This is a genomic window from Amycolatopsis tucumanensis (assembly GCF_021654135.1).
Classification (GTDB): domain Bacteria; phylum Actinomycetota; class Actinomycetes; order Mycobacteriales; family Pseudonocardiaceae; genus Amycolatopsis_E; species Amycolatopsis_E tucumanensis.
This window is the reverse complement of sequence record NZ_JAKGSD010000037.1, coordinates 56,746-76,967: the sequence shown is the minus strand read 5'-3', so window position 1 is coordinate 76,967 and position 20,222 is coordinate 56,746. Positions and strand designations below refer to the sequence as shown.

Below are 20,222 nucleotides of genomic sequence, written 5' to 3'. Positions count from 1 at the left end.
CCGGATTGTGCACGGCGTGTTGCGAGCGGACATCCGGCTTTCGTTTGCCACCATCGGACGCATGAAGCTTCCCGGTCTGCTCAACCGCAACACCGAGGCCCTCCCCGGCATCGTCGGCGTCGCCCGGGTGGACCGGCGCACGCGCGATCTGCTCCGCCGCGTCGGCCCCGGCGACATCGTGGTGCTGGACCAGATCGACCTGGACCGCGCCACCGCCGACGCGCTCGTCGAGGCCGAGGTCGCCGGCGTGGTCAACGCCTCGCCCTCGATCTCCGGCAGGTTCCCCAACCTGGGCCCGGAGATCCTGGTGAACGCCGGCATCCCGCTGCTGGACAACGTCGGCGGCGAGGTGCTGCGCCGCATCAAGGACGGCAGCCGCATCCGGCTGCACGAGGGCGGCGTCTACGTCGGCGACCGGCACGTCGCCAGCGGCAGCGAGCAGACGCCGGACAGCGTCGCCGACCAGATGATCGAGGCCAAGGCCGGGATGTCCACCCAGCTGGAGGCCTTCTCCGCGAACACCATCGAGTTCCTGCGCCGCGAGCGCACGCTCATCCTCGACGGGGTGGGCGTGCCCGAGGTGCGGGTGCCGCTGCGCGACCGGCACGTGCTGGTCGTCGCGCCGGGCAAGGGGCACGCCGAGGACCTCAAGGCGCTCAAGAAGTACATCGCCGAGCACCGGCCGGTGTTGATCGGCGTGGACGGCGGCGCGGACACGCTGCGCGCGCAGAAATACCAGCCGGACATCATCGTCGGCGACCCGTTCGGCATCGACGCCGAGACGCTCAAGTGCGGCGCGGAGGTGGTCGTTCCCGCCCAGCCGGACGGGCACGCGCCGGGCGTGGCGCGCATCCAGGACCTGGGCATCGGCGCGGTCACCTTCCCCGCGTCCGGCAACCCGGAGGACCTGGCGCTGCTGCTGGCCGACGCGCACGAGGCCGGGCTGGTCGTCACCGTCGGGTTCCAGGCGACGCTGCGGGAGTTCCTCGACCACGGCCGGTCCGGGTCGAACCCGTCGACGTTCCTGACCCGGCTCAAGCTCGGCACCCGCCTGGTCGACGGCAAGGCGGTCGCCGCTCTGCACCGCAGCCGCGTCTCGCTGGGCGCGGTGGTGCTGCTCGTCGTCGCCGCGCTCGTCGCGGTCGCGGTCGCGCTGCTCATGTCCGACGTCGGCGGGGCGTACCTGGACTGGGCGCGCTCCACCTGGGATTCCTTCGCAAGCTGGGTCAAGGGGCTCTTCACGTGATTTCTCTGCGGTACCACATCGTCTCGATCGCGGCGGTGTTCCTGGCGCTCGCCGTCGGCGTCGTGCTCGGGTCGACGGCGCTGAACGGGGCGCTGCTGTCCGGGCTGTCCGACGAGAAGGGCAAGCTCGCGTCGCAGGTGTCCGACCTGGAGGCCCAGCGCAACGCGCTCAACGCGCGACTGTCCGACGCGGACGCCTTCGCGGGCTCGCTCGGCCCGAAGGTCGTCGCGGGCGCGCTGGACCGCCGCTCGGTCGTGCTCGTCACGACGCAGGAGGCGAACCCGGCCGACCGCGACGCGCTGCGCCAGCTCATCGAGGCCTCCGGCGCGCGGGTGTCGGGGGAGCTGCAGCTGACCGACTCGTTCACCGACCCCGCGAAGGCGGACCAGCTGCGCCAGGTCGTCACCCGGCTGCAGCCGGCCGGTTCGACGTTCCCGACGGCCGGCGACCCGGGCACGCTCGCCGGGGCGCTGGTGGGTTCGGTGTTGCTGCTCAACAAGGACACCGCACAGCCGCAGTCCACAACGGACGAATTGGCCGCGGCGATCGCTGGCTTGCAGGACGGCGGGTTCGCCAACGCCAGCCCGGGCATCGGGCCTGGCCAGCTGGCGCTGGTGCTGACCGGCGGCCAGGCGACGGGCGACGGGGCCGGCGACAAGGCCGCGACGCTGGCCCGGTTCGCCGCGCAGCTGGACCGCTCCGGCGCGGGCACGGTGCTCGCCGGCGACCCGGCGTCGGCCGAGGGCACCGGCGCGATCGGCTTCGTGCGGGCCGACACCTCGGCGACGTCCATCCTGTCCACTGTGGACAACGCGAACACGGCGGCCGGGCGGATCAGCGCCGTGCTGGCGCTCAAGGAACAGCTGGACGGCGGGACCGGGCGGTACGGCATCGCGGGCAACGCGCAGTCGCCCGCGCCCGGGGTCGCGCAGCCGGGCAGCTGACCACCGCCGCCGCCCGCCGAGGACGACCCGGCGGGCAGCTGAGTTCCGCTGCCTCGCCGGGGCTGCGGGTGGCGGCTCGCCGCCGCGGGCAACGCTCGATCGCCGCTGCCCGCTGGGCTCCACCCCGGCGGGCAGCGTATAACGACCTATACCACGCCGCTCTGAGTCATCAGATCTTGGGCGATCAGATCTTGGGCGATCAGGTCCGGGGCGATCAGGTCCGGGGCGATCAGGTCCCGGCGAGGCGCTCGACCACCGGGATCGCCGCTTCCAGCGCGTGGGCGTTGATCGTGACGTAGGACAGCCCGAGCTCGTCCCGGCGGCGGCGCAGCGTGTCCACCACCGTGGCCGTGTCGCCGGTCAGCACCGCCGGGTTCGTGTTGTCCCTCGCCGTCGCCGGGTCGATGCCGAACTGCCGCATCCACTCCGGGAGCGGGCCGTCGCCGATGGCGAACACGTTCACGCTCAGCTCCAGCTCGTCGAAGCGGGCGCCGGCCGCCTCCCGGAGCACCGGCAGGCGCTCGCGCAGCTCCTCCTCACTGCTGGTGTGCACCGCGACGATGTCGGCCTCCTGGGCGGCCAGCCGCAGCAACCGGGTCCCGCTGCCCGCCACCATGATCGGCGGCGCGGGCTGCTGCACCGGCGTGAACGTGCCGTCGGCGAACAGCTTCCGCACCGCCTGGATCGCCTCGCCCACCTGCCGCACCCGCTCGCCGGCGCTGCCGAACGGCACGCCCAGCAGCTCCGCTGTGCCGCCGGCGTCCCCGCGGCCCGCGCCCAGGCCCAGCTCGAACCGGCCTTCGGACAGCTGGTCGAGTGTCGCGGTCTCCCAGGCGATGCGGCCGGGGGAGTGCATCGGCGCGGCGAGCACGAACGTCCCGATCCGCAGCCGGGAGCTCGACGCGGCGACCGCGGCCAGCGCCGGGACCGACGCCTGCACCCCGGCCGCGTCGGGCACCAGCAGCGTGTCGAAGCCGAGGTCCTCGGCGCGGCGGGCCAGTCCCGCCCAGTGGCTCGCGGGACCCGGCTGCCCGGTGACCAGCCCGAACCGGAAACGGCGATCGGTCATGAAAACCAGTCCTTCCCCAGATGATCTTGCGCTAAGATCGAAAGTACTCCACGGGACCGTGCCTGCCACCGAAGTACAGCCGCAGAGGCAGCACCGCGAAAAGAGTCCGGAGCGGGCGGCACTGTCAGTTCGCCATGCCCGTTTTCTGGAGGAATTCATGCATTTCGGTCTCGGCCTGCCCATCGGCAGCCCCGAACAGCTCACCGACTGGGCGCGTCTGGCCGACGACGGCCCGTTCCGCACGCTCGGCCTGCTCGACCGGATCGTCTACGACAACCCCGAGCCGCTGGTCACCCTCGCCCTGCTCGCCGGCGCCACCACGCGCGTCCGCCTGCAGACCGAGGTCCTGCTGGCCCCGCTGCGCGAACCCGCCCTGCTCGCCAAGCAGGCCGCCACGCTGGACCGGCTCTCCGGCGGCCGCTTCACCCTCGGTCTCGGTGTCGGCGGACGCGCCGACGACCACCAGGCCACCGGCACCGACCCGCGCCAGCGCGGCCGGGTCCTCGACGAGCAGATGACCCGCATGCGGCGGATCTGGTCCGGCGCCGAAGGGATCGGGCCCGCCCCGGCCACGCCCGGCGGTCCCGAGGTCCTGTTCGGCGCCTTCGCCGACCCCGCCCTGGAGCGGATCGCCCGGCACGGCGACGGGTTCCTGTGCGCCGCGCCGCCGAAGTGGGCGGGCGACCTGTTCGCCAAGGTCGAGCGGTTCTGGGCCGACGCGGGCCGTGACGGCCGCCCGCGCATGGTCGCCCAGGTCAACGTCGCGCTGGAGTCCGATGTGGACGAGGCACGCGCGGCCATCGCCGCCTACTACGCCTTCAGCGACTACGGCAGGAACATGGTCGAGGGGATGCTCACCACGCCGGAGCAGGTCCGCGAAGCGGCCAAGCACTTCGCGGACCTCGGCGCCGACGAGCTGATGCTCTACTGCTGGGGCACCGACCCGGGCCAGGTCGGCAGGCTGGCCGACGTGGTCAGCTGAGCATCTCCGCCCAGGCGGTGGTGAACCCGGGGAAGGTCTTGCCGACCGTCGCCGGGTCCTCGACCTCCACACCGGGGACCCGAAGGCCGAGCACCGCGCCGGCCATCACCAGCCGGTGGTCCTCGTAGGTGTGGAACACGCCGCCGTGCATCGGGGCCGGGGTGATCGCCAGACCGTCCGCGGTCTCGGTCACCCCGGCGCCCAGCGCGGACAGCTCGGTCGCCAGCGCCGCCAGCCGGTCGGTCTCGTGCCCGCGCAGGTGCGCGACACCGGAGATGACCGACGGCCCATCGGCGAAGCACAGCAGCGCGGCGATCACCGGGGTCAGCTCGCCCACCTCGTGCAGGTCGAGCCGCGCGCCCGGGATTTCGCCCGTTCCGGTGACGGTCAGCCCCTCCGGAGTCAGCTCCACACGCTGGCCCAGCTCGGTCATCAGGCTGCGGAGCCAATCACCCGGCTGGGTGGAGTACTCCGGCCAGCCGGGGATGCGCACGGTGCCGCCCGCGGCCGCCGCGGCCACCACGAACGGCGCCGCCGTGGACAGGTCCGGCTCGACCGTGAAGTCCGGGCAGGACAGCCGCGCCGGGCCGACGTGGAACTCCTGCCCGTCCCGCTCCGGGGACGCGCCGAACCGGCGCAGCATGTCCAGTGTCATCGCGATGTGCGGCTCGCTCGGCGGGGTGCCGCCGGTCAGCCGCACCGTCACCCCGGCCTCGAACGCGGGACCGGCGAGCAGCAGCGCCGACAGGAACTGGCTGGACGCGCTGGAGTCCAGGTCGACCTTCCCACCGGGCAGGCCGCCGTGCCCGCGGACGGTGAACGGCGGCGCGCCCCGGCCCTCGTCGTCGATGTCCGCGCCCGCCTCGCGCAGCGCGGCCAGCAGCGGCGCGATCGGGCGGCGGCGGATGGCCTCGTCCCCGTCGAACGTCACCGGCGCCGACCCCAGCCCGGCCAGGGCGGGCGTGAACCGCGCGACCGTGCCCGCGTTGCCCAGCACGACGTTCGCCGGTTCGGTCGAGCCGTGCGCCAGCGGGCGGACCAGCACGTCGTCGCCGTGCCGCTCCCAGCCGCCGCCCAGCGACTCCAGCGCGCCCAGCATGAGCCGGGCGTCCCGGGAGTCCAGCGGGGCGCGGACCAGGGTCGGCTCGGCGGCCAGCGCGGCCAGCACGAACGCCCGGTTGGTGATCGACTTGGAGCCGGGGACGCGCACCGTCGCGTCGAGCGGGCCGGGCGCGACCGGCGCGGTCCAGGTGGGCTGGGAAGCGGGGGGCTGGGTCACGGTGCCTCTTTCACGCGCGAACGTCTGACGTGACCCATCGAACTACGTGGGCGCGGCGAGCGAGCGCCCGGGGGCCGGTGCGATAAGGTGGAAGCCCGTGGGACTTCAGCCGCGGACAGCCAAGTACGTTTTCGTCACGGGGGGCGTCGCCTCCTCCCTGGGCAAGGGCCTGACGGCCTCCAGCCTGGGCCAGCTCCTCACCTCTCGCGGCCTGCGGGTCACGATGCAGAAGCTGGATCCCTACCTCAACGTGGATCCAGGCACCATGAACCCGTTCCAGCACGGCGAGGTGTTCGTCACCGAGGACGGCGCCGAGACCGACCTGGACATCGGCCACTACGAGCGCTTCCTCGACCGGGACCTCTCCGGCTCGGCGAACGTCACGACCGGCCAGGTCTACTCCGAGGTCATCGCCAAGGAGCGCCGGGGTGAGTACCTCGGCGACACCGTGCAGGTCATCCCGCACATCACCGACGAGATCAAGCGACGCATCATGGCGGTCGCGGAGTCGGACGGCACGGGGCAGCAGCCCGACGTGGTGATCACCGAGGTCGGCGGCACGGTCGGCGACATCGAGTCGCTGCCGTTCCTGGAGGCCTGCCGCCAGGTGCGGCACGAGATCGGCCGGGACAACTGCTTCTTCCTGCACGTGTCGCTGGTGCCCTACCTGGCGCCGTCGGGCGAGCTCAAGACCAAGCCGACGCAGCACTCGGTCGCGGCGCTGCGCAACATCGGCATCCAGCCCGACGCGCTGGTGTGCCGGGCCGACCGCGACCTGCCCGAGGACCTCAAGCGCAAGATCGGGCTGATGTGCGACGTGGACACCGAGGCGGTCATCGCCTGCCCGGACGCGCGCTCGATCTACGACATCCCGAAGGTGCTGCACCGCGAGGCGCTCGACGCCTACGTGGTGCGCCGCCTCGGCCTGCCCTTCCGCGACGTCGACTGGACGGTGTGGGGCGACCTGCTCGACCGGGTGCACAACCCGTCCGAGACGGTCCGCGTGGCGCTGGTCGGCAAGTACATCGACCTGCCCGACGCCTACCTGTCGGTCACCGAGGCGCTGCGCGCGGGCGGGTTCGCCCACCGCGCCAAGGTCGAGATCGTGTGGGTCGCCTCCGACCGCGCGACCACCCCGGCCGGCGCGGCCGCCGCGCTGGGCGACGTCGACGGCGTCCTGGTGCCCGGCGGGTTCGGCGTGCGCGGCATCGAGGGCAAGATCGGCGCGATCCACTACGCCCGCACCCGCGGCATCCCGGTGCTCGGGCTGTGCCTCGGCCTGCAGTGCATGGTGATCGAGGCGGCCCGCAACTTGGCCGGCATCGAGGGCGCGAACTCGGCCGAGTTCGACGAGGGCACCGAGCACCCGGTGATCTCCACGATGGCCGACCAGAAGGACGTCGTCGCGGGCGAGCGCGACATGGGCGGCACGATGCGGCTGGGCGCCTACCCGGCCAAGCTCAAGCCCGGCTCGCAGGTCGCGAAGGCCTACGGCAGCACCGACGTGTCCGAACGGCACCGGCACCGCTACGAGGTCAACAACGCCTACCGCAAGCGGCTCTCCGACGCCGGGCTGGTCTTCTCCGGCACCTCGCCCGACGACCGCCTGGTCGAGTTCGTCGAGCTGCCCGCCGACGTGCACCCGTTCTTCGTCGGCACGCAGGCGCACCCGGAGCTCAAGAGCCGCCCGACCAGGCCGCACCCGCTGTTCGACGCGTTCATCGACGCCGTCGTCCGGTACCGCACCGCGGACCGGCTGCCGGTCGAGCTGCCCGAGCCCACCGTGAGCGCGCATTGACCGCCCCCGGCGAGCACGACTTCCGGGTGGTGTCCAGCAAGGACGTCCACATCGGACGCGTGGTCGGGCTGCGGATCGACGAGGTCGCGATGCCCGGCGGCGGCACCGCCAGGCGCGAGGTGGTGGAGCACCTCGGCGCGGTCGCGATCGCCGCGGTCGACGCCGAGGGCGCGGTCACCCTGGTCCACCAGTACCGGCACCCGCTCGGGCGGCGGATCTGGGAGCTGCCCGCCGGGCTGCTCGACCACGCCGGGGAGGACCCGGTCGAGGCCGCGCGGCGCGAGCTGGCCGAGGAGGCCGGGCTCGCCGCCGCGCGGTGGGAGACGCTGGTCGACGTGGCCGCCTCGCCCGGGTTCACCGACGAGGTCGTGCGAGTGTTCCTGGCGCGCGACCTGACCCCGGTCGACCGGGAGGTCCTCGGCGACGAGGAGGCCGACCTGGTGGTGCACCGGGTGCCGCTGGCCGAGGCGGTGCGGATGGCGCTGTCCGGGGAGATCGTCAACGGCGCGACCGTCGGCGGCGTGCTCGCCGCGCACGCGGTCGTCCACGACGGCGCGCCGTCGCGGCCGTCGGACGCGCCGTGGCGGGACCGGCCGACGCGGTTCGCCGATCGCATTTCCTGACGTCACGCTCTAGGGTGTCGGCGTGCATGTTCTGCCGGCCGCCGAGGTGGTCACGGCCTATCTCGATCATCTCGCCGTGGAGCGCGGGACGGCACGCAACACCCTGGACAGCTACGCCCGCGATCTGCGCCGGTACCTGCGGTACCTGGAGCAGGCCGGGGTGCGGGACTTCCGGCGCGTCACCGAATCCGACGTGACCGGGTTCGGCGCGGCGCTGCGCGAGGGCGACGAGGTGCACCCGCCGCTGGCGGCGTCCTCGGCGGCGCGGGCGCTGGTCGCGGTGCGCGGGCTGCACCGCTTCGCGCACCTCGACGGGCTGACCGAGGACGACCCGGCCCGCGAGGTGCGGCCCCCGGCGCCGGCCAAGCGGCTGCCCAAGGCGCTGCCGGTGGACGACGTGCTGCGGCTGCTGGCGATGCCGCCCGCCGAGGGGGAGCGGCCGCTGCGCGACCGGGCGCTGCTGGAGCTGCTGTACTCCACCGGGGCCCGGATCTCCGAGGCCGTCGGGCTCGACCTCGACGACGTCGACCGCGAGGAGCGCACCGTGCTGCTCGACGGCAAGGGCGGCAAGCAGCGGCTGGTGCCGATCGGCCGTCCCGCGGTCGAGGCGCTGGAGGCCTACCTGGTGCGCGCCCGCCCGGTGCTGGCGCTGCGCGGCCGCGGCACCGCGGCGCTGTTCCTCAACGCCAGGGGGACCCGGCTGTCCCGGCAGAGCGCGTGGCAGGTCCTCAAGACCAACGCCGAACGCGCCGGGATCTCCACCGGCGTGTCGCCGCACACGCTGCGTCACAGTTTCGCGACCCACCTGCTGGAGGGCGGAGCGGACGTCCGGGTGGTCCAAGAGCTGCTAGGCCACGCTTCGGTGACCACGACACAGGTGTACACCCTGGTCACGATGAACACTCTGCGTGAGGTATATGCTACGGCCCATCCTCGGGCGCTGGGTTGACCTGATCGCCTCCGGCGAGTTGCTTTGGCGACAAACGGCTCGCCGAATAGGCTGCGGCCAACCCGTCGAACGAGGAGTTTCGCGCCATGTCGACACCGCAGCCCTCGACCAGATCGGTCTCGGCCGCATCGGCCGCCGCGAACCTCGACAACCTGACCATCGCGACAGAGGGGGAGCCCGACACCGTGGACTCTGTCGTGGCCGTGGGCGCCGAAGCGAACGGCAAGCCCAAGCTCGGCCCGACCGGCAGACCGTTGCGTGAGATTCCCGAACCGCCCCTGCTGGACAAGCACGGCCCGGCCACGGTGCTGGCCATGTGCAACCAGAAGGGCGGCGTCGGCAAGACCACGTCCACGATCAACCTGGGCGCCGCGCTCGCCGAGTACGGCCGCCGGGTGCTGCTGGTGGACTTCGACCCGCAGGGCGCGCTGTCGGTGGGCCTCGGCGTGCAGCCGCACGAGCTGGACCAGACGGTCTACAACGCGATCATGGAGCGGTCGGTGACCGCCCAGGACATCCTGCGGCACACCAGTGTCGAGGGCATGGACCTGCTGCCGAGCAACATCGACCTGTCCGCCGCCGAGGTGCAGCTGGTCGCCGAGGTGGGGCGCGAGCACACGTTGCTCCGGGTCGTGCAACCCCTCATCTCGGAGTACGACTATGTTCTGGTCGACTGCCAGCCATCGCTCGGGTTGCTCACGGTGAACGCGCTCACGGCCGCCGACGGCGTGATCATCCCGCTGGAGTGCGAGTTCTTCAGCTTGCGTGGCGTGGCTTTGTTGATCGACACGATCGAGAAGGTACGCGAACGCTTGAACCCCAAACTGGATATCACCGGCATCCTGGCCACCATGTTCGACCCGCGGACCCTCCACTCACGGGAGGTCATGGCGCGGGTCGTGGAGGCCTTCGGCGACACCGTGTTCGACACGGTGATCAACCGCACCGTGCGGTTCCCGGAGACCACCGTGGCCGGTGAGCCCATCACCCGCTGGGCCCCCAAGTCCGCCGGCGCGCAGGCGTATCGCGCGCTGGCGCGCGAGGTGATCGCTCGGTGAGCAGGCGAGCCTCCCTCCCCGGGGCTTCGGAACTCTTCCGCCTGACCAGCAGCCCGGCCCTCGACGTGCCCGCGCCGCCCACGCCCGCCCCGCAGCGCCCGGAAGCGCAGCGGCCGGGCAACGGGCAGAACTCCGGGCACCGCGAGCAGCTGGAGCGCAGCGCCGCCGGACGGCGCGGCAGCGGACGTCAGAAGCACGATTCGAAGATCACCGTCTACGTCTCCGGCGACGAACTGGTCGCGATGGAGCAGGCGCGGCTGAGCCTGCGGGCCGAGCACGGCCTGGCCATCGACCGCGGCCGTCTCGTGCGGGAGGCCGTGGCGGTGCTGCTGGCGGACTTCGACGAACACGGCGCCGACTCGGTGCTGGTGCGCCGCCTCCGTGAGGGCGGCCTCGACTCCGAGGAAGCCGCCGGGACGTGAGCGAGAACGGGGCTCCGGTCGACGGGGCCCAGCCCGTCGAGGATTCCGCGGCGCCGAAGTTCAAGGTCCGCCTGGACAACTTCGAGGGGCCGTTCGACCTGCTGCTGCAGCTGATCTCGCAGCACCAGCTCGACGTCACCGAGGTCGCGCTGCACCAGGTCACCGACGACTTCATCGCCTACACCAGGGCGCTGGGGCCGGAGTGGGACCTGGACGAGGTGACGGAGTTCCTGGTCATCGCGGCGACCCTGCTCGACCTGAAGGCCGCGCGGCTGCTGCCCGCGGCCGAGGTCGAGGACGAGGACGACCTGGCGCTGCTGGAGGCGCGGGACCTGCTGTTCGCCCGTGTCCTGCAGTACCGGGCGTACAAGCAGGTCGCGGCGCTGTTCGCGGAGCTGGAGGCCGGGGCGCTGCGGCGGTACCCGCGGTCGGTGTCGCTGGAGGAGCGCTACCTCGGGCTGCTGCCCGAGGTGACGCTCGGGGTGGACGCGGACAAGCTGGCGGAGATCGCGCTGGCCGTGTTCCGGCCCAAGCCGCCGCCCACGGTGTCGCTGGACCACATCCACGCGCACCGGGTGTCGGTGCGGGAGCACGCGGCGCTGCTGCGGCTGAAGCTGGCCGAGCGGGGCCAGGCGACGTTCACCGAGCTGGTCGAGGACTGCGAGCACACGGTCGAGGTGGTGGCCCGGTTCCTGGCGCTGCTGGAGCTCTACCGGGAGTCCAGCGTGCAGTTCGAGCAGGACGAGCCGCTGACGATGCTGCGGGTGCGGTGGACCGGCGGGTCGGTCTCGGAGGCCGAGGCCGCCGCCGAGGCGGACCGGGCCCGCGTCGAGGAAGAGGAGTACGGGTGAGTCCCGAACAGGAACCGGCCCGGCCCGAGGGCGCGGAGGCCGAGCCCGAGGTGGAGCGGGCGGGGGTGCCCTCGGCGCCCGGCGCCGAGCCGGGTGACGTGGCTGCGTCGGATGCGGAGCCGGCGCGCGAGGCCGAGACGCTCGCTGCTGAGCAGGAGTCCGCCGACGGCGGATCGCCTCCGGAGGAGGCGCCGCCCGCGCCCGATGCGGATGCCGCGTCCGCGGCGGGGGCCGAGGAGCCCACGGCGCCCGCCGAGAGTGAAGTGCCTCAGGAGGCGCCGCCCGCGCCCGATGCGGACGCCGCGCCTCCTCCGGAGGCCGCCGCCGCGCCTTCCGCGGAGACCGCGGAGCCTCCCTCGGCGGAAGCCGAGCCGTCTCCCGCCGAGGCCGAGGCCGAGCCCGAGGAGCCTGAGGCAGAGGTGGAGCAGGCGCTGCCTGCGCCCGATGCCGAGGCAGCGGAGCCGCCTGCGGAGGCCGCCGCGAACGGCGAGCTGCAGGCGGAGGCCGACGCCGCGGCGGCGCAGCCCGAGCAGGCGTCCGGCGAAGCCACCGTGCCCCCGGAGGACGCGCCCCTGCCGGACTACCCCGAGGAGCCCGACGAGGACCTCGTCGCGGTGGGGGATGGCCTGCCGGACCTCACGGAGCACTCGGCGCTGGCCGCGGCGCTCGAAGCGCTCCTGCTGGTCGTCGACTCGCCGGTCAGCGAGGAGGCGCTCGCGAGCGCGCTCGGCCAGCCCGAGCCGCGCGTGACGCAGACCCTGCAGGTCATGTCGGCCGAGCTCACCGAGCGCGGCAGCGGCATCGACCTGCGGCGCGTCGGCGAGGGGTGGCGCCTGTTCACCCGCGACACCTACGCGCCGTACGTCGAGAAGCTCCTGCTGGACGGGCAGCGCTCCAAGCTGACCAGGGCCGCGCTGGAGACCCTCGCCGTCATCGCCTACCGGCAGCCGGTCACGCGTTCCCGCGTCGCGGCCGTCCGCGGCGTCAACGTCGACGGTGTGATCCGCACCCTGCTCGCCCGTGGTCTCATCGAGGAGAACGGCGCCGACCCCGAGACGGGTGGCACTCTGTACGTGACGACCGAATTGTTCCTCGAGCGGCTGGGCCTGTCGTCGCTGACCGACCTGCCGCCGATCGCCCCCCTGTTGCCGGAAGTGGACTCCATCGATGACATCTGAGCCCGAAGCCGAGGGCGTGCGCCTGCAGAAGGTGCTCGCCAAGGCGGGCGTGGCCTCGCGCCGCGCCGCCGAAGACCTGATCGTGCAGGGCCGCGTGAGCGTCGACGGCAAGGTGGTCCGCGAGCTCGGCAGGCGTGTCGACCCGGACAGCGCCGTGATCCACGTCGACGGCACCCGGGTCATCCTCCGCGAGGACCTGATCCACCTGGCGCTGAACAAGCCCCGCGGCGTGCACACCACGATGTACGACGACCAGGGCCGCCCGTGCGTCGGCGACTACGTGCGCGACCGCAGCGAGCGGCTGTTCCACGTCGGCCGCCTCGACGCCGAGACCGAGGGCCTGCTGCTGCTCACCAACGACGGCGACCTCGCGCACCGGCTGATGCACCCCTCCTACCACGTGCCCAAAACGTACCTGGCCGAGGTCGACGGCAAGGTGCCGCGCGGCCTCGGCAAGGAGCTCAAGGACGGCATCGTGCTGGAGGACGGCCCGGTGCGCGTCGACGCGTTCCGGGTCAAGGACAGCATGGGCGGGCGCACCCTGCTGGAGATCGTGCTGCACGAGGGCCGCAAGCACATCGTGCGGCGCCTGCTGGCCGAGGTCGGGTTCCCGGTGCGCAAGCTGGTGCGCACCGCGATCGGCGACGTGCAGCTGGGCAACGGCAAGCCGGGCACGATCCGCAAGCTCAACCGCGAAGAGGTCGGCGGCCTCTACCGGCGCGTCGGCCTGTAACGGCGCCCGCCGATCGACGGCGGGCGCCGCCCCGACCCACTACCGGGCCGGGGTCACGGCCGGAGTGCGGGGCGCCCCGGCCCGCCCCGGAATGCCGAGCGCGACGAGCACGCCGGTGAACGCGAGGACGGCCACCGCGCCCATGCCCGCCGAGAACCCCGTGCTGAACTCCCCGGGCGAGGTGTAGCCGCCGCCCGCGGCCGCGAACACCGCGACCGTGACCGACGTGCCGAACACGCCGCCGAAGATCCGCAGCATCATGAACGCGCCGGACGCCTGGCCGATCTCCGGCGGGCTCACCGCGGCGACCACCGCCCGCTGCGCCGCCGGCATGGCCATGGTCACGCCGACGCTGCCGACGACCAGGGCAGGCAGGATCTCCAGGTAGCCGGTGGCGGCGTCGGTGATCAGGGCGATCCAGCCCATGCACACCGACTGGAGCAGCAGCCCGCCCGCCACGAACGCGCGCTCGCCGAACCGGTCGGCCAGCCGCCCCGCGATCGGCGCGCACACCATCAGCGTCGCGGTCCACGGCACCAGCCGCAGCCCGGCGACGAACGGCCCGTCACCGTGGACGATCTGGAAGTACTGCGCCAGGAAGAACATCGTCCCGTACAGCGAGGCGAACACCAGGAAGTTCGCCGGGTTGGCGGTGGCGAACGCCCGGGACCGGAAGAAGCGCATCGGCAGCATCGGGGCCTCGGCGCGCCGTTCCCAGAACACGAACGCCACCACCAGCGCGACCCCGAGCACGAGTGCGCCCAGGACCTCGGCGCTGCCCCAGCCCGCCGCGTTCCCGCGGACCAGGGCCCAGACGATGCCGAACCCCGCCGCGGTCACGAGCCCCACGCCAGCAAGGTCGAACCGCTTGGCCGGGCCGAAGCTCTCGCCGACGTGCCGCCCGGTGAGCAGGATCGTGATCAGCCCGACCGGCAGGTTCAGCCAGAAGATCCACTGCCAGGCCAGGCCCTGCGCGACGGCACCGCCGATGAACGGGCCGCTGAAGGTGGCCAGACCGGTGATCCCCAGGTACAGCCCCATCGCCCTGCCCCGCTCGTTCGGCGGGAACGCGGCGCTGACCAGGGTGAGCGACAGCGGCAGCACCATCGCGGCCCCGGCCCCCTGGAACGCCCTGGCCGTGACGAGCGCACCGATGCCCGGTGCCAGCGCGCACGCCACCGACGCGACGGTGAACAACGCCAGGCCGGCGACGAACACGCGGCGGCGGCCGAACCGGTCACCCAGCGCCGCGCCGGTCAGCAGCAGCACCGCGAACGCCAGGTTGTAGGCGTTGACCGTCCACTCCAGCGATTCGAGCGACGCCGACAGGTCCTGCCGGATCGACGTGAGCGCCGTCGTCACCACCAGGCTGTCCAGGGCCATCATGAACGACGCCGTCGACGCCAGGCCCAGTACCCAGGCCTGCCGCGGGGTCACCGGGCGCCGCGCGGTTCGGCGCGGGTGAGCGGCGGGCGCTGATCGTCCGGGTCGTCCGGGTCGGGCTCGCCGAACCACCGCGACGGGGCGTGCCGGCCGTGCTCGTCGTGCCAGTCCCACCACTCGTAGGGCGCCGTCTGCGGGTAGCCCTCCGGCGAGTCCTCCCAGGTTTCCTGGCGGCCGAGCGCGGTCAGGTCCAGGTAACTCCAGTTGGTACCCAGCGCCTCGTCGCCCCGGTTGTTGACGAAGTAGGTGCGGTACACCCGGTCGCCGTGGTGGATGAAGGCGTTGGTGCCGTGCCAGGAGTCGACGCCGAAATCGGCGTCGAAGTCGTCTGTGATGGTGTACCAGGGCATCTGCCAGCCCATCCGCGCCCGCACGCGCTCGATGTCGGCCTGCGGGGCGCGCGAGGCGAACACCAGCGTGGTGTCCCGCGCGTTGATGTGGGCGAGGTGGCCGAGGTTGTCCGCCATCATCGAGCAACCGCGGCAGGCGTGGTCCGGCCAGCCGTGCACGCCCGGTTCGAAGAAGGCGCGGTAGACGATCAGCTGGCGGCGGCCGTCGAACAGGTCGAGCAGGCTTGTCTCGCCCTCCGGCCCATGGAACGTGTAGGGCTTCGTCACTTCCAGCCAGGGCATCCGCCGTCGCTCGGCGGCCAGCGCGTCGCGCGCGCGGGTGAGTTCCTTCTCCTTGACCAGCATCCGCCGGTGCGCGGCCGCCCACTCGGCCGGTGACACGATCGGTGGTGTGTGCATGTGTCCGCCTTCCCGTTTCGTCGGATACCGGTACCGACACCGGCGGGAGCGGGAACTGGTCGGGGAGGCCGGATCACGGGCGCAGCGTGCGCGGGAAACCGAACCGGGCCAGCAGCGCGGTGTCGGAGAACCGGGTCAGAGCGCCGATCCGGTCGCCGCTCAGCGTCAGCACGAGCACCCCGTGCGCGTGCAGCACCGGGGTCCGCGGGTCGCGGACGTAGTAGCCGAACGCGGGCTGGCCGTTCGCCCTGGACGGGTACAGCACGTACCGGCGGCCGTCGCGCATCACGACGGAGTCCAGGAAGGTCCGGATGGCGTCGAGCCCCTGGTACTCCAGCGGCAGCGGCGGCATGGTCAGCCACGCGTCGTCGGTCAGCAGGGCCACGATCGCCTCGACGTCCCCGGCCTCGAACGCGCGCGCGAAGGTGTCCACGATGCGGCGTTCCCGGGGCGAGCCCGGCAGCGGCGCGTCCGCCCGGCCGGGCAACTCGCCGGCCAGCGTGGCGCGTGCCCGGGTGAGCGCGCTGGTCACCGCGTTCTCGGTGGTGTCCAGCATCTCCGCCACCTCGGCGGGCCCGGAAGCCCAGCACGTCCCGCAGCACCAGCACCACCCGTTGCCTCGGTGGCAGGTGCTGCAGCGCGGCGAGGAACGCCAGCGACACCGACTCCCTGGCCTCGTACCGGGCCTCCGGCCCGGCCAGGTGACCGGCGGCGGCCTCCAGCAGCTCGTCGGGACACGGTTCGAGCCAGCTCGGCTCCGGACGGCGGCGGGATGGTTCGGGCAACGGAACGCCTCCTCGGGGGCTCGGATGATCCCGTGGGCGGCGCGCCTCGGCGCGCAGCGCGTTCAGGCAACGGTTGGTGGCGATCCGGTACAGCCAGGTCCGCACGGAAGCGCGGCCCGCGTAGCCGCCGAGGCCGCGCCACGCCGCCAGCAACGTCTCCTGCAGCATGTCCTCGGCGTCCTGGACCGAGCCGAGGATGCGGTAGCAGTGCACCTGCAGCTCGGCCCGGAACGGTTCGACGAGCGCGCGGAAGGCCTCGCCGTCGCCGCCGCGCGCCAGGTCCAGGAGTTCCTCGTGGTGGGTCGGGTGCATGGCGGCTCCTTCGTTCGCGCGTGGTCCTCACTGTGGTGGACACCGCCGGTCCGGGAAAATGGTCGCTCCGCGCGGCACGACCGGGCATCTCGTGTGGCGGCGCCCGGCGGCCGCGCCGAGCCCCTAGGATCGCGGCGTGGCCTCCGCTGAAACCATCCCCGTGAGCGACGCGCTGCAGACGCTGCGCCGCGTCTTCGGTTACGACTCCTTCCGCGGTGACCAGGAAGCGATCGTCGAGCACGTGATCGGCGGCGGCGACGCGGTCGTGCTGATGCCGACCGGCGGCGGGAAGTCGCTGTGCTACCAGATCCCGTCGCTGGTGCGCCCCGGCACCGGCGTGGTCGTCTCGCCGCTGATCGCGCTCATGCAGGACCAGGTCGACGCGCTGCTGGCGGTCGGCGTGCGCGCCGGGTTCCTCAACTCCTCGCAGGACTTCGAGCAGCGCCGCGAGGTCGAGGCCGCGTTCCTCGCCGGCGAGCTGGACCTGCTGTACCTGGCGCCGGAACGGCTGTCCATGGAGTCCACGCGGAACCTGCTCGACCGGGGCAAGGTCGCGTTGTTCGCCATCGACGAAGCGCACTGCGTGTCCCAGTGGGGCCACGACTTCCGGCCCGACTACCTGGGCCTGTCCGAGCTGCACGAGCGCTGGCCGGACGTGCCGCGCATCGCACTGACCGCGACCGCCACGAAGGCCACGCACGCCGAGATCGTGTCGCGGCTCAACCTCGGCGAGGCGCGCCAGTTCGTGGCGAGCTTCGACCGGCCCAACATCCAGTACCGCATCGTGCCGAAGGCAGAGCCGAAGAAGCAGCTGCTCGACCTGATCCGCACCGAGCACCCCGGCGACGCGGGCATCGTCTACTGCCTGTCACGCAACTCGGTGGAGAAGACCGCGGAGTTCCTGGTGGCCAACGGGATCAGCGCGGTGCCCTACCACGCCGGCCTCGATTCCCGGACCCGCGCGCGCAACCAGGCGCGGTTCCTGCGTGAGGACGGGCTGGTCGTGGTGGCGACGATCGCGTTCGGCATGGGCATCGACAAGCCGGACGTGCGGTTCGTGGCGCACCTGGACCTGCCGAAGTCGGTCGAGGGCTACTACCAGGAGACCGGGCGAGCCGGCCGGGACGGGCTGCCGTCGACCGCGTGGCTGGCCTACGGGCTGCAGGACGTCGTGCAGCAGCGGCGGATGATCCAGACCTCCGAGGGCGACGACGCGCACCGCAGGCGGCTGTCGCAGCACCTGGACGCGATGCTCGCGCTGTGCGAGACCGTCGAGTGCCGTCGCGCGCAGCTGCTGAACTACTTCGGCCAGCCCGGGCAGCCGTGCGGCAACTGCGACACCTGCCTGACGCCGCCGGAGTCGTGGGACGGCACGATCGCCGCGCAGAAGCTGCTGTCCGCGGTGTACCGGCTGCAGCATGAGCGGGGCCAGAAGTTCGGCGCCGGGCAGATCATCGACATCCTGCTGGGCAAGCAGACGCCGAAGGTGACGCAGCACCGGCACGACCAGCTCACCGTGTTCGGCGTGGGGCAGGAGCTGTCGGAGAGCGAGTGGCGCGGCGTGGTGCGGCAGCTGCTGGCGCAGGGGCTGCTGGCCGTCGAAGGCGACTACGGGACGCTGCTGCTGACCGAGGCCAGCGGCGAGGTGCTGGGCCGCAAGCGCGAGGTGCGGATGCGCCGCGAGCCCAAGCGCGCCGGGCGTGCGGTCGCGGCGACCGCGAAGCGCAAGGCGGCGGAGATGCCGGAAGAGGCCCGTCCGGTGTTCGAGAAGCTGCGGGCCTGGCGATTCGAGGAGGCGAAGAACCAGGGCGTGCCGGCCTACATCGTCTTCAGCGACGCGACCCTGCGTCAGATCGCCACCGAGCAGCCGTCTACTTTGGACGAGCTGGCCGGGGTGAGCGGCGTCGGGGAGAACAAGCTCGCCCGGTACGGCGAGCAGGTGCTGGCGACCCTGGCGGGAGGCGAGTAGTGGAGATCTGGGTCAACCCGCGGTGCTCGAAGTGCCGCTCGGCGCTGTCGATCCTGGACGAGGCGGGGGTGTCCTACGAGGTGCGCAGGTACCTGGAGGAGCCGCCGACGGTGGCGGAGCTGGACGCGGTGCTCAAGCGGCTGGGCCTGGACCCGTGGGACATCGCGCGCCTGCAGGAGCCGGAGGCCGCCGAGCTGGGCGTCAAGAGCTGGCCGCGCGACGAGGCGACCAGGGACCGCTGGCTGACGGCGCTGGCGGAGCACCCGAAGCTGATCCAGCGCCCGATCATCACCGCCGACGACGGGACGACGGTGGTGGGGCGGACGGAGGAGGCCGTGCGCTCGGTTCTGCCTTGAGGGGAGCCGCCGGCGACGGAGTGGTGGGGCGGATGGCTGAGGTGCTGCGCCCGGTTCTGCCTTGAGGGGCGCCGCCGGCGGGGCGGACGGACCAGGCGGTGCGCTCGGCTCTGTCTTGAGGGGAGCTGCCGGCGACGGAGTGGTGGGGCGGATGGCTGAGGTGCTGCGCCCGGTTCTGCCTTGAGGGGCGCCGCCGGCGGGGCGGACCCAGCCGTGCGCTCGGTTCTGCCTTGAGGGGAGCCGGCGACCACACTGTCGCCGACCCGGGGACTATCAGCCCGCGCGGGAGGTCGCCGGCTCGTGGCCGTGCCCGCGGCGCCGCTGCAGGCCCTTCGCCAGCGGCTCGACCACGCGGGCCGCGATGGGGCCGAGGATCGCCATCAGCAGCACGTACGCGGTCGCGAGCGCGGCCAGCTCGTCGACCACCGCGCCGGCCGACACGGCCAGCCCGGCGATGACGATCGAGAACTCACCGCGCGCCACCAGCGCGGCACCGGCACGGGCGCGGCCCAGCTTGCCGACACCCTGACGCCGCGCGGCCCACCAGCCGGTCGCCACCTTCGTCAGGGTGGTCACCACCGCGAGCAGCACGGCCCAGCCGAGCACCGGCGGGATGGACGCCGGGTTCGTGTTCAGCCCGAACACCACGAAGAACACCGCGGCGAACAGGTCCCGCAGCGGCTCCAGCAGCCGCGTCGCGTTGTGGGCCGTCGAGCCGGAGATCGCGATGCCCAGCAGGAACGCGCCGACCGCGGCCGACACCTGCATCGCCGACGCGAGGCCGGCCACCAGCAGCGCCGCGCCGAGCACCTTGAGCAGGAACACCTCGCGGTCGTCGGAGTCCACGATCGCCGACACGTACCGGCCGTACTTCAGCGCGATCACCAGCACGACGGTGATCACCAGCAGCGAGATGCCGACGGCCTCCAGGCCGCCGAGGAAGCTGACCCCGCCCAGCAGCGCGGTCAGGATCGGCAGGTACAGCGCCATCGCCAGGTCCTCGAACACCAGGATCGACAGCACCACCGGGGTCTCCCGGTTGCCGAGACGGCCGAGGTCGCCGAGGACCTTCGCGATGATCCCGGACGAGGAGATGTAGGTGACGCCCGCCATCACGATGGCGCCGATGGGGCCCCAGCCGAGCAGCAGCGCGACCGCCGCGCCGGGCGCGGCGTTGAGCACGATGTCCAGCAGGCCGGCCATCCACGAGCGTTTCAGCCCGGTGAACAGCTCGGCCGCGGAGTACTCCAGGCCCAGCAGCAAGAGCAGCAGCACGACGCCGATCTCGCTGGCCAGGTGCGTGAAGTCGCCGATGTCGCCGAGCGGGATCAGTCCGCCCTGCCCGAAGGCCAGGCCGCCGAGGAGGTAGAGCGGGATGGGGGAGAGGCCGATCTTCCCGGCGAGGCGTCCCAGGACGCCGAGCACGAAGAAGACGGCCCCGAGTTCGATCAGGGCCAGTGCGGTGTGCTCCAAGGG

General features: G+C 72.8%; 19 protein-coding genes and 1 pseudogene. 13 read left to right on the top strand and 7 right to left on the bottom strand.

Going from position 1 to position 20,222, the window contains the following annotated elements; all coding sequences use genetic code 11:
- Positions 1-61 precede the first annotated feature (61 nt).
- Positions 62-1,246 carry a putative cytokinetic ring protein SteA gene (gene steA, locus L2C96_RS29910; protein WP_020420660.1) on the top strand — a complete coding sequence of 395 codons (1,185 nt, stop codon included), beginning with the start codon at positions 62-64 and terminating at the stop codon, positions 1,244-1,246.
- Positions 1,243-2,190, top strand: coding sequence for a copper transporter (locus L2C96_RS29905; protein WP_020420659.1), 948 nt, complete (start codon positions 1,243-1,245; stop codon positions 2,188-2,190). Before steA ends, L2C96_RS29905 begins: the two co-directional genes overlap by 4 nt.
- Positions 2,191-2,419: 229 nt before the next feature.
- Here the strand turns inward: L2C96_RS29905 and L2C96_RS29900 are convergent, their stop codons facing one another.
- Positions 2,420-3,259 (bottom strand): TIGR03621 family F420-dependent LLM class oxidoreductase, encoded by an 840-nt coding sequence (locus L2C96_RS29900; protein WP_237338563.1) that lies wholly within the window; start codon positions 3,257-3,259, stop codon positions 2,420-2,422.
- Positions 3,260-3,416: 157 nt separating this feature from the next.
- Here L2C96_RS29900 and L2C96_RS29895 point away from each other — a divergent pair, with 157 nt between their 5' ends.
- Entirely contained in the window at positions 3,417-4,241 is an 825-nt protein-coding gene (locus tag L2C96_RS29895) for an LLM class flavin-dependent oxidoreductase (protein WP_237338562.1), read from the top strand.
- Here the strand turns inward: L2C96_RS29895 and aroA are convergent.
- Positions 4,234-5,520, bottom strand: a complete 1,287-nt coding sequence (gene aroA, locus L2C96_RS29890) for a 3-phosphoshikimate 1-carboxyvinyltransferase (protein ID WP_237338561.1) — start codon at positions 5,518-5,520, stop codon at positions 4,234-4,236. The genes L2C96_RS29895 and aroA overlap by 8 nt on opposite strands.
- 97 nt (positions 5,521-5,617) lie before the next feature.
- On the opposite strand from aroA, the gene pyrG reads away from it, so the two are divergent.
- From pyrG to L2C96_RS29850, 8 genes are all read left to right on the top strand, one after another.
- Positions 5,618-7,318, top strand: coding sequence for a CTP synthase (gene pyrG / locus L2C96_RS29885; protein ID WP_237338560.1), 1,701 nt, complete (start codon positions 5,618-5,620; stop codon positions 7,316-7,318).
- Entirely contained in the window at positions 7,315-7,941 is a 627-nt protein-coding gene (locus L2C96_RS29880; RefSeq protein ID WP_237338559.1) for an NUDIX domain-containing protein, read from the top strand. The genes pyrG and L2C96_RS29880 overlap by 4 nt, the downstream gene beginning before the upstream one ends.
- A gap of 46 nt (positions 7,942-7,987) precedes the next feature.
- A complete protein-coding gene (gene xerD, locus L2C96_RS29875) occupies positions 7,988-8,890 on the top strand; it encodes a site-specific tyrosine recombinase XerD (RefSeq protein WP_027936249.1) in 903 nt (300 codons plus the stop codon).
- 86 nt (positions 8,891-8,976) lie between these two features.
- Complete coding sequence (locus L2C96_RS29870) at positions 8,977-9,948, top strand: ParA family protein (protein WP_020420653.1); 972 nt, start codon at positions 8,977-8,979, stop codon at positions 9,946-9,948.
- Positions 9,945-10,370, top strand: coding sequence for a hypothetical protein (locus tag L2C96_RS29865; RefSeq protein ID WP_027936248.1), 426 nt, complete (start codon positions 9,945-9,947; stop codon positions 10,368-10,370). The genes L2C96_RS29870 and L2C96_RS29865 overlap by 4 nt, the downstream gene beginning before the upstream one ends.
- The gene (locus tag L2C96_RS29860) at positions 10,367-11,221 is read left to right on the top strand and encodes a segregation and condensation protein A (RefSeq protein ID WP_020420651.1); all 855 of its coding nucleotides are present in this window, start codon (positions 10,367-10,369) and stop codon (positions 11,219-11,221) included. The genes L2C96_RS29865 and L2C96_RS29860 overlap by 4 nt, the downstream gene beginning before the upstream one ends.
- Before the next feature lie 263 nt (positions 11,222-11,484).
- Entirely contained in the window at positions 11,485-12,399 is a 915-nt protein-coding gene (scpB, locus tag L2C96_RS29855) for an SMC-Scp complex subunit ScpB (RefSeq protein ID WP_372491277.1), read from the top strand.
- Positions 12,389-13,132, top strand: a complete 744-nt coding sequence (locus L2C96_RS29850; RefSeq protein WP_039791772.1) for a pseudouridine synthase — start codon at positions 12,389-12,391, stop codon at positions 13,130-13,132. Before scpB ends, L2C96_RS29850 begins: the two co-directional genes overlap by 11 nt.
- Positions 13,133-13,171: 39 nt before the next feature.
- On the opposite strand, the gene L2C96_RS29845 is transcribed toward L2C96_RS29850, so the two are convergent.
- From L2C96_RS29845 to L2C96_RS45215, 4 genes and pseudogenes are all read right to left on the bottom strand, one after another.
- Positions 13,172-14,569 (bottom strand): DHA2 family efflux MFS transporter permease subunit, encoded by a 1,398-nt coding sequence (locus L2C96_RS29845; RefSeq protein WP_237338558.1) that lies wholly within the window; start codon positions 14,567-14,569, stop codon positions 13,172-13,174.
- The gene (locus tag L2C96_RS29840) at positions 14,566-15,324 is read right to left on the bottom strand and encodes a DUF899 domain-containing protein (protein WP_237338557.1); all 759 of its coding nucleotides are present in this window, start codon (positions 15,322-15,324) and stop codon (positions 14,566-14,568) included. The genes L2C96_RS29845 and L2C96_RS29840 overlap by 4 nt, the downstream gene beginning before the upstream one ends.
- Positions 15,325-15,397: 73 nt before the next feature.
- A complete protein-coding gene (locus L2C96_RS45220; RefSeq protein ID WP_308191194.1) occupies positions 15,398-15,880 on the bottom strand; it encodes a nuclear transport factor 2 family protein in 483 nt (160 codons plus the stop codon).
- 91 nt (positions 15,881-15,971) lie between these two features.
- Positions 15,972-16,421, bottom strand: a pseudogene (locus L2C96_RS45215) (sigma-70 family RNA polymerase sigma factor); the annotation flags it as partial.
- A 136-nt stretch (positions 16,422-16,557) separates the two neighbouring features.
- On the opposite strand from L2C96_RS45215, the gene recQ reads away from it, so the two are divergent.
- Entirely contained in the window at positions 16,558-18,390 is a 1,833-nt protein-coding gene (gene recQ, locus L2C96_RS29830) for a DNA helicase RecQ (protein WP_237338556.1), read from the top strand.
- Positions 18,390-18,746, top strand: a complete 357-nt coding sequence (locus tag L2C96_RS29825) for an arsenate reductase family protein (protein WP_237338555.1) — start codon at positions 18,390-18,392, stop codon at positions 18,744-18,746. The genes recQ and L2C96_RS29825 overlap by 1 nt, the downstream gene beginning before the upstream one ends.
- 273 nt (positions 18,747-19,019) lie before the next feature.
- Here L2C96_RS29825 and L2C96_RS29820 read toward each other — a convergent pair whose 3' ends face one another.
- Complete coding sequence (locus L2C96_RS29820; RefSeq protein ID WP_020420643.1) at positions 19,020-20,219, bottom strand: cation:proton antiporter; 1,200 nt, start codon at positions 20,217-20,219, stop codon at positions 19,020-19,022.
- Positions 20,220-20,222 lie beyond the last annotated feature (3 nt).

Coding starts and splice junctions, on each gene's coding strand:
- steA (WP_020420660.1), top strand. CDS start 62: ATGAAGCTTCCCGGTCTGCTCAACCGCAACACCGAGGCCCTCCCCGGC.
- L2C96_RS29900 (WP_237338563.1), bottom strand. CDS start 3,259: ATGACCGATCGCCGTTTCCGGTTCGGGCTGGTCACCGGGCAGCCGGGT.
- L2C96_RS29895 (WP_237338562.1), top strand. CDS start 3,417: ATGCATTTCGGTCTCGGCCTGCCCATCGGCAGCCCCGAACAGCTCACC.
- L2C96_RS29870 (WP_020420653.1), top strand. CDS start 8,977: ATGTCGACACCGCAGCCCTCGACCAGATCGGTCTCGGCCGCATCGGCC.
- L2C96_RS29850 (WP_039791772.1), top strand. CDS start 12,389: ATGACATCTGAGCCCGAAGCCGAGGGCGTGCGCCTGCAGAAGGTGCTC.
- L2C96_RS29840 (WP_237338557.1), bottom strand. CDS start 15,324: ATGCACACACCACCGATCGTGTCACCGGCCGAGTGGGCGGCCGCGCAC.
- L2C96_RS45220 (WP_308191194.1), bottom strand. CDS start 15,880: ATGCTGGACACCACCGAGAACGCGGTGACCAGCGCGCTCACCCGGGCA.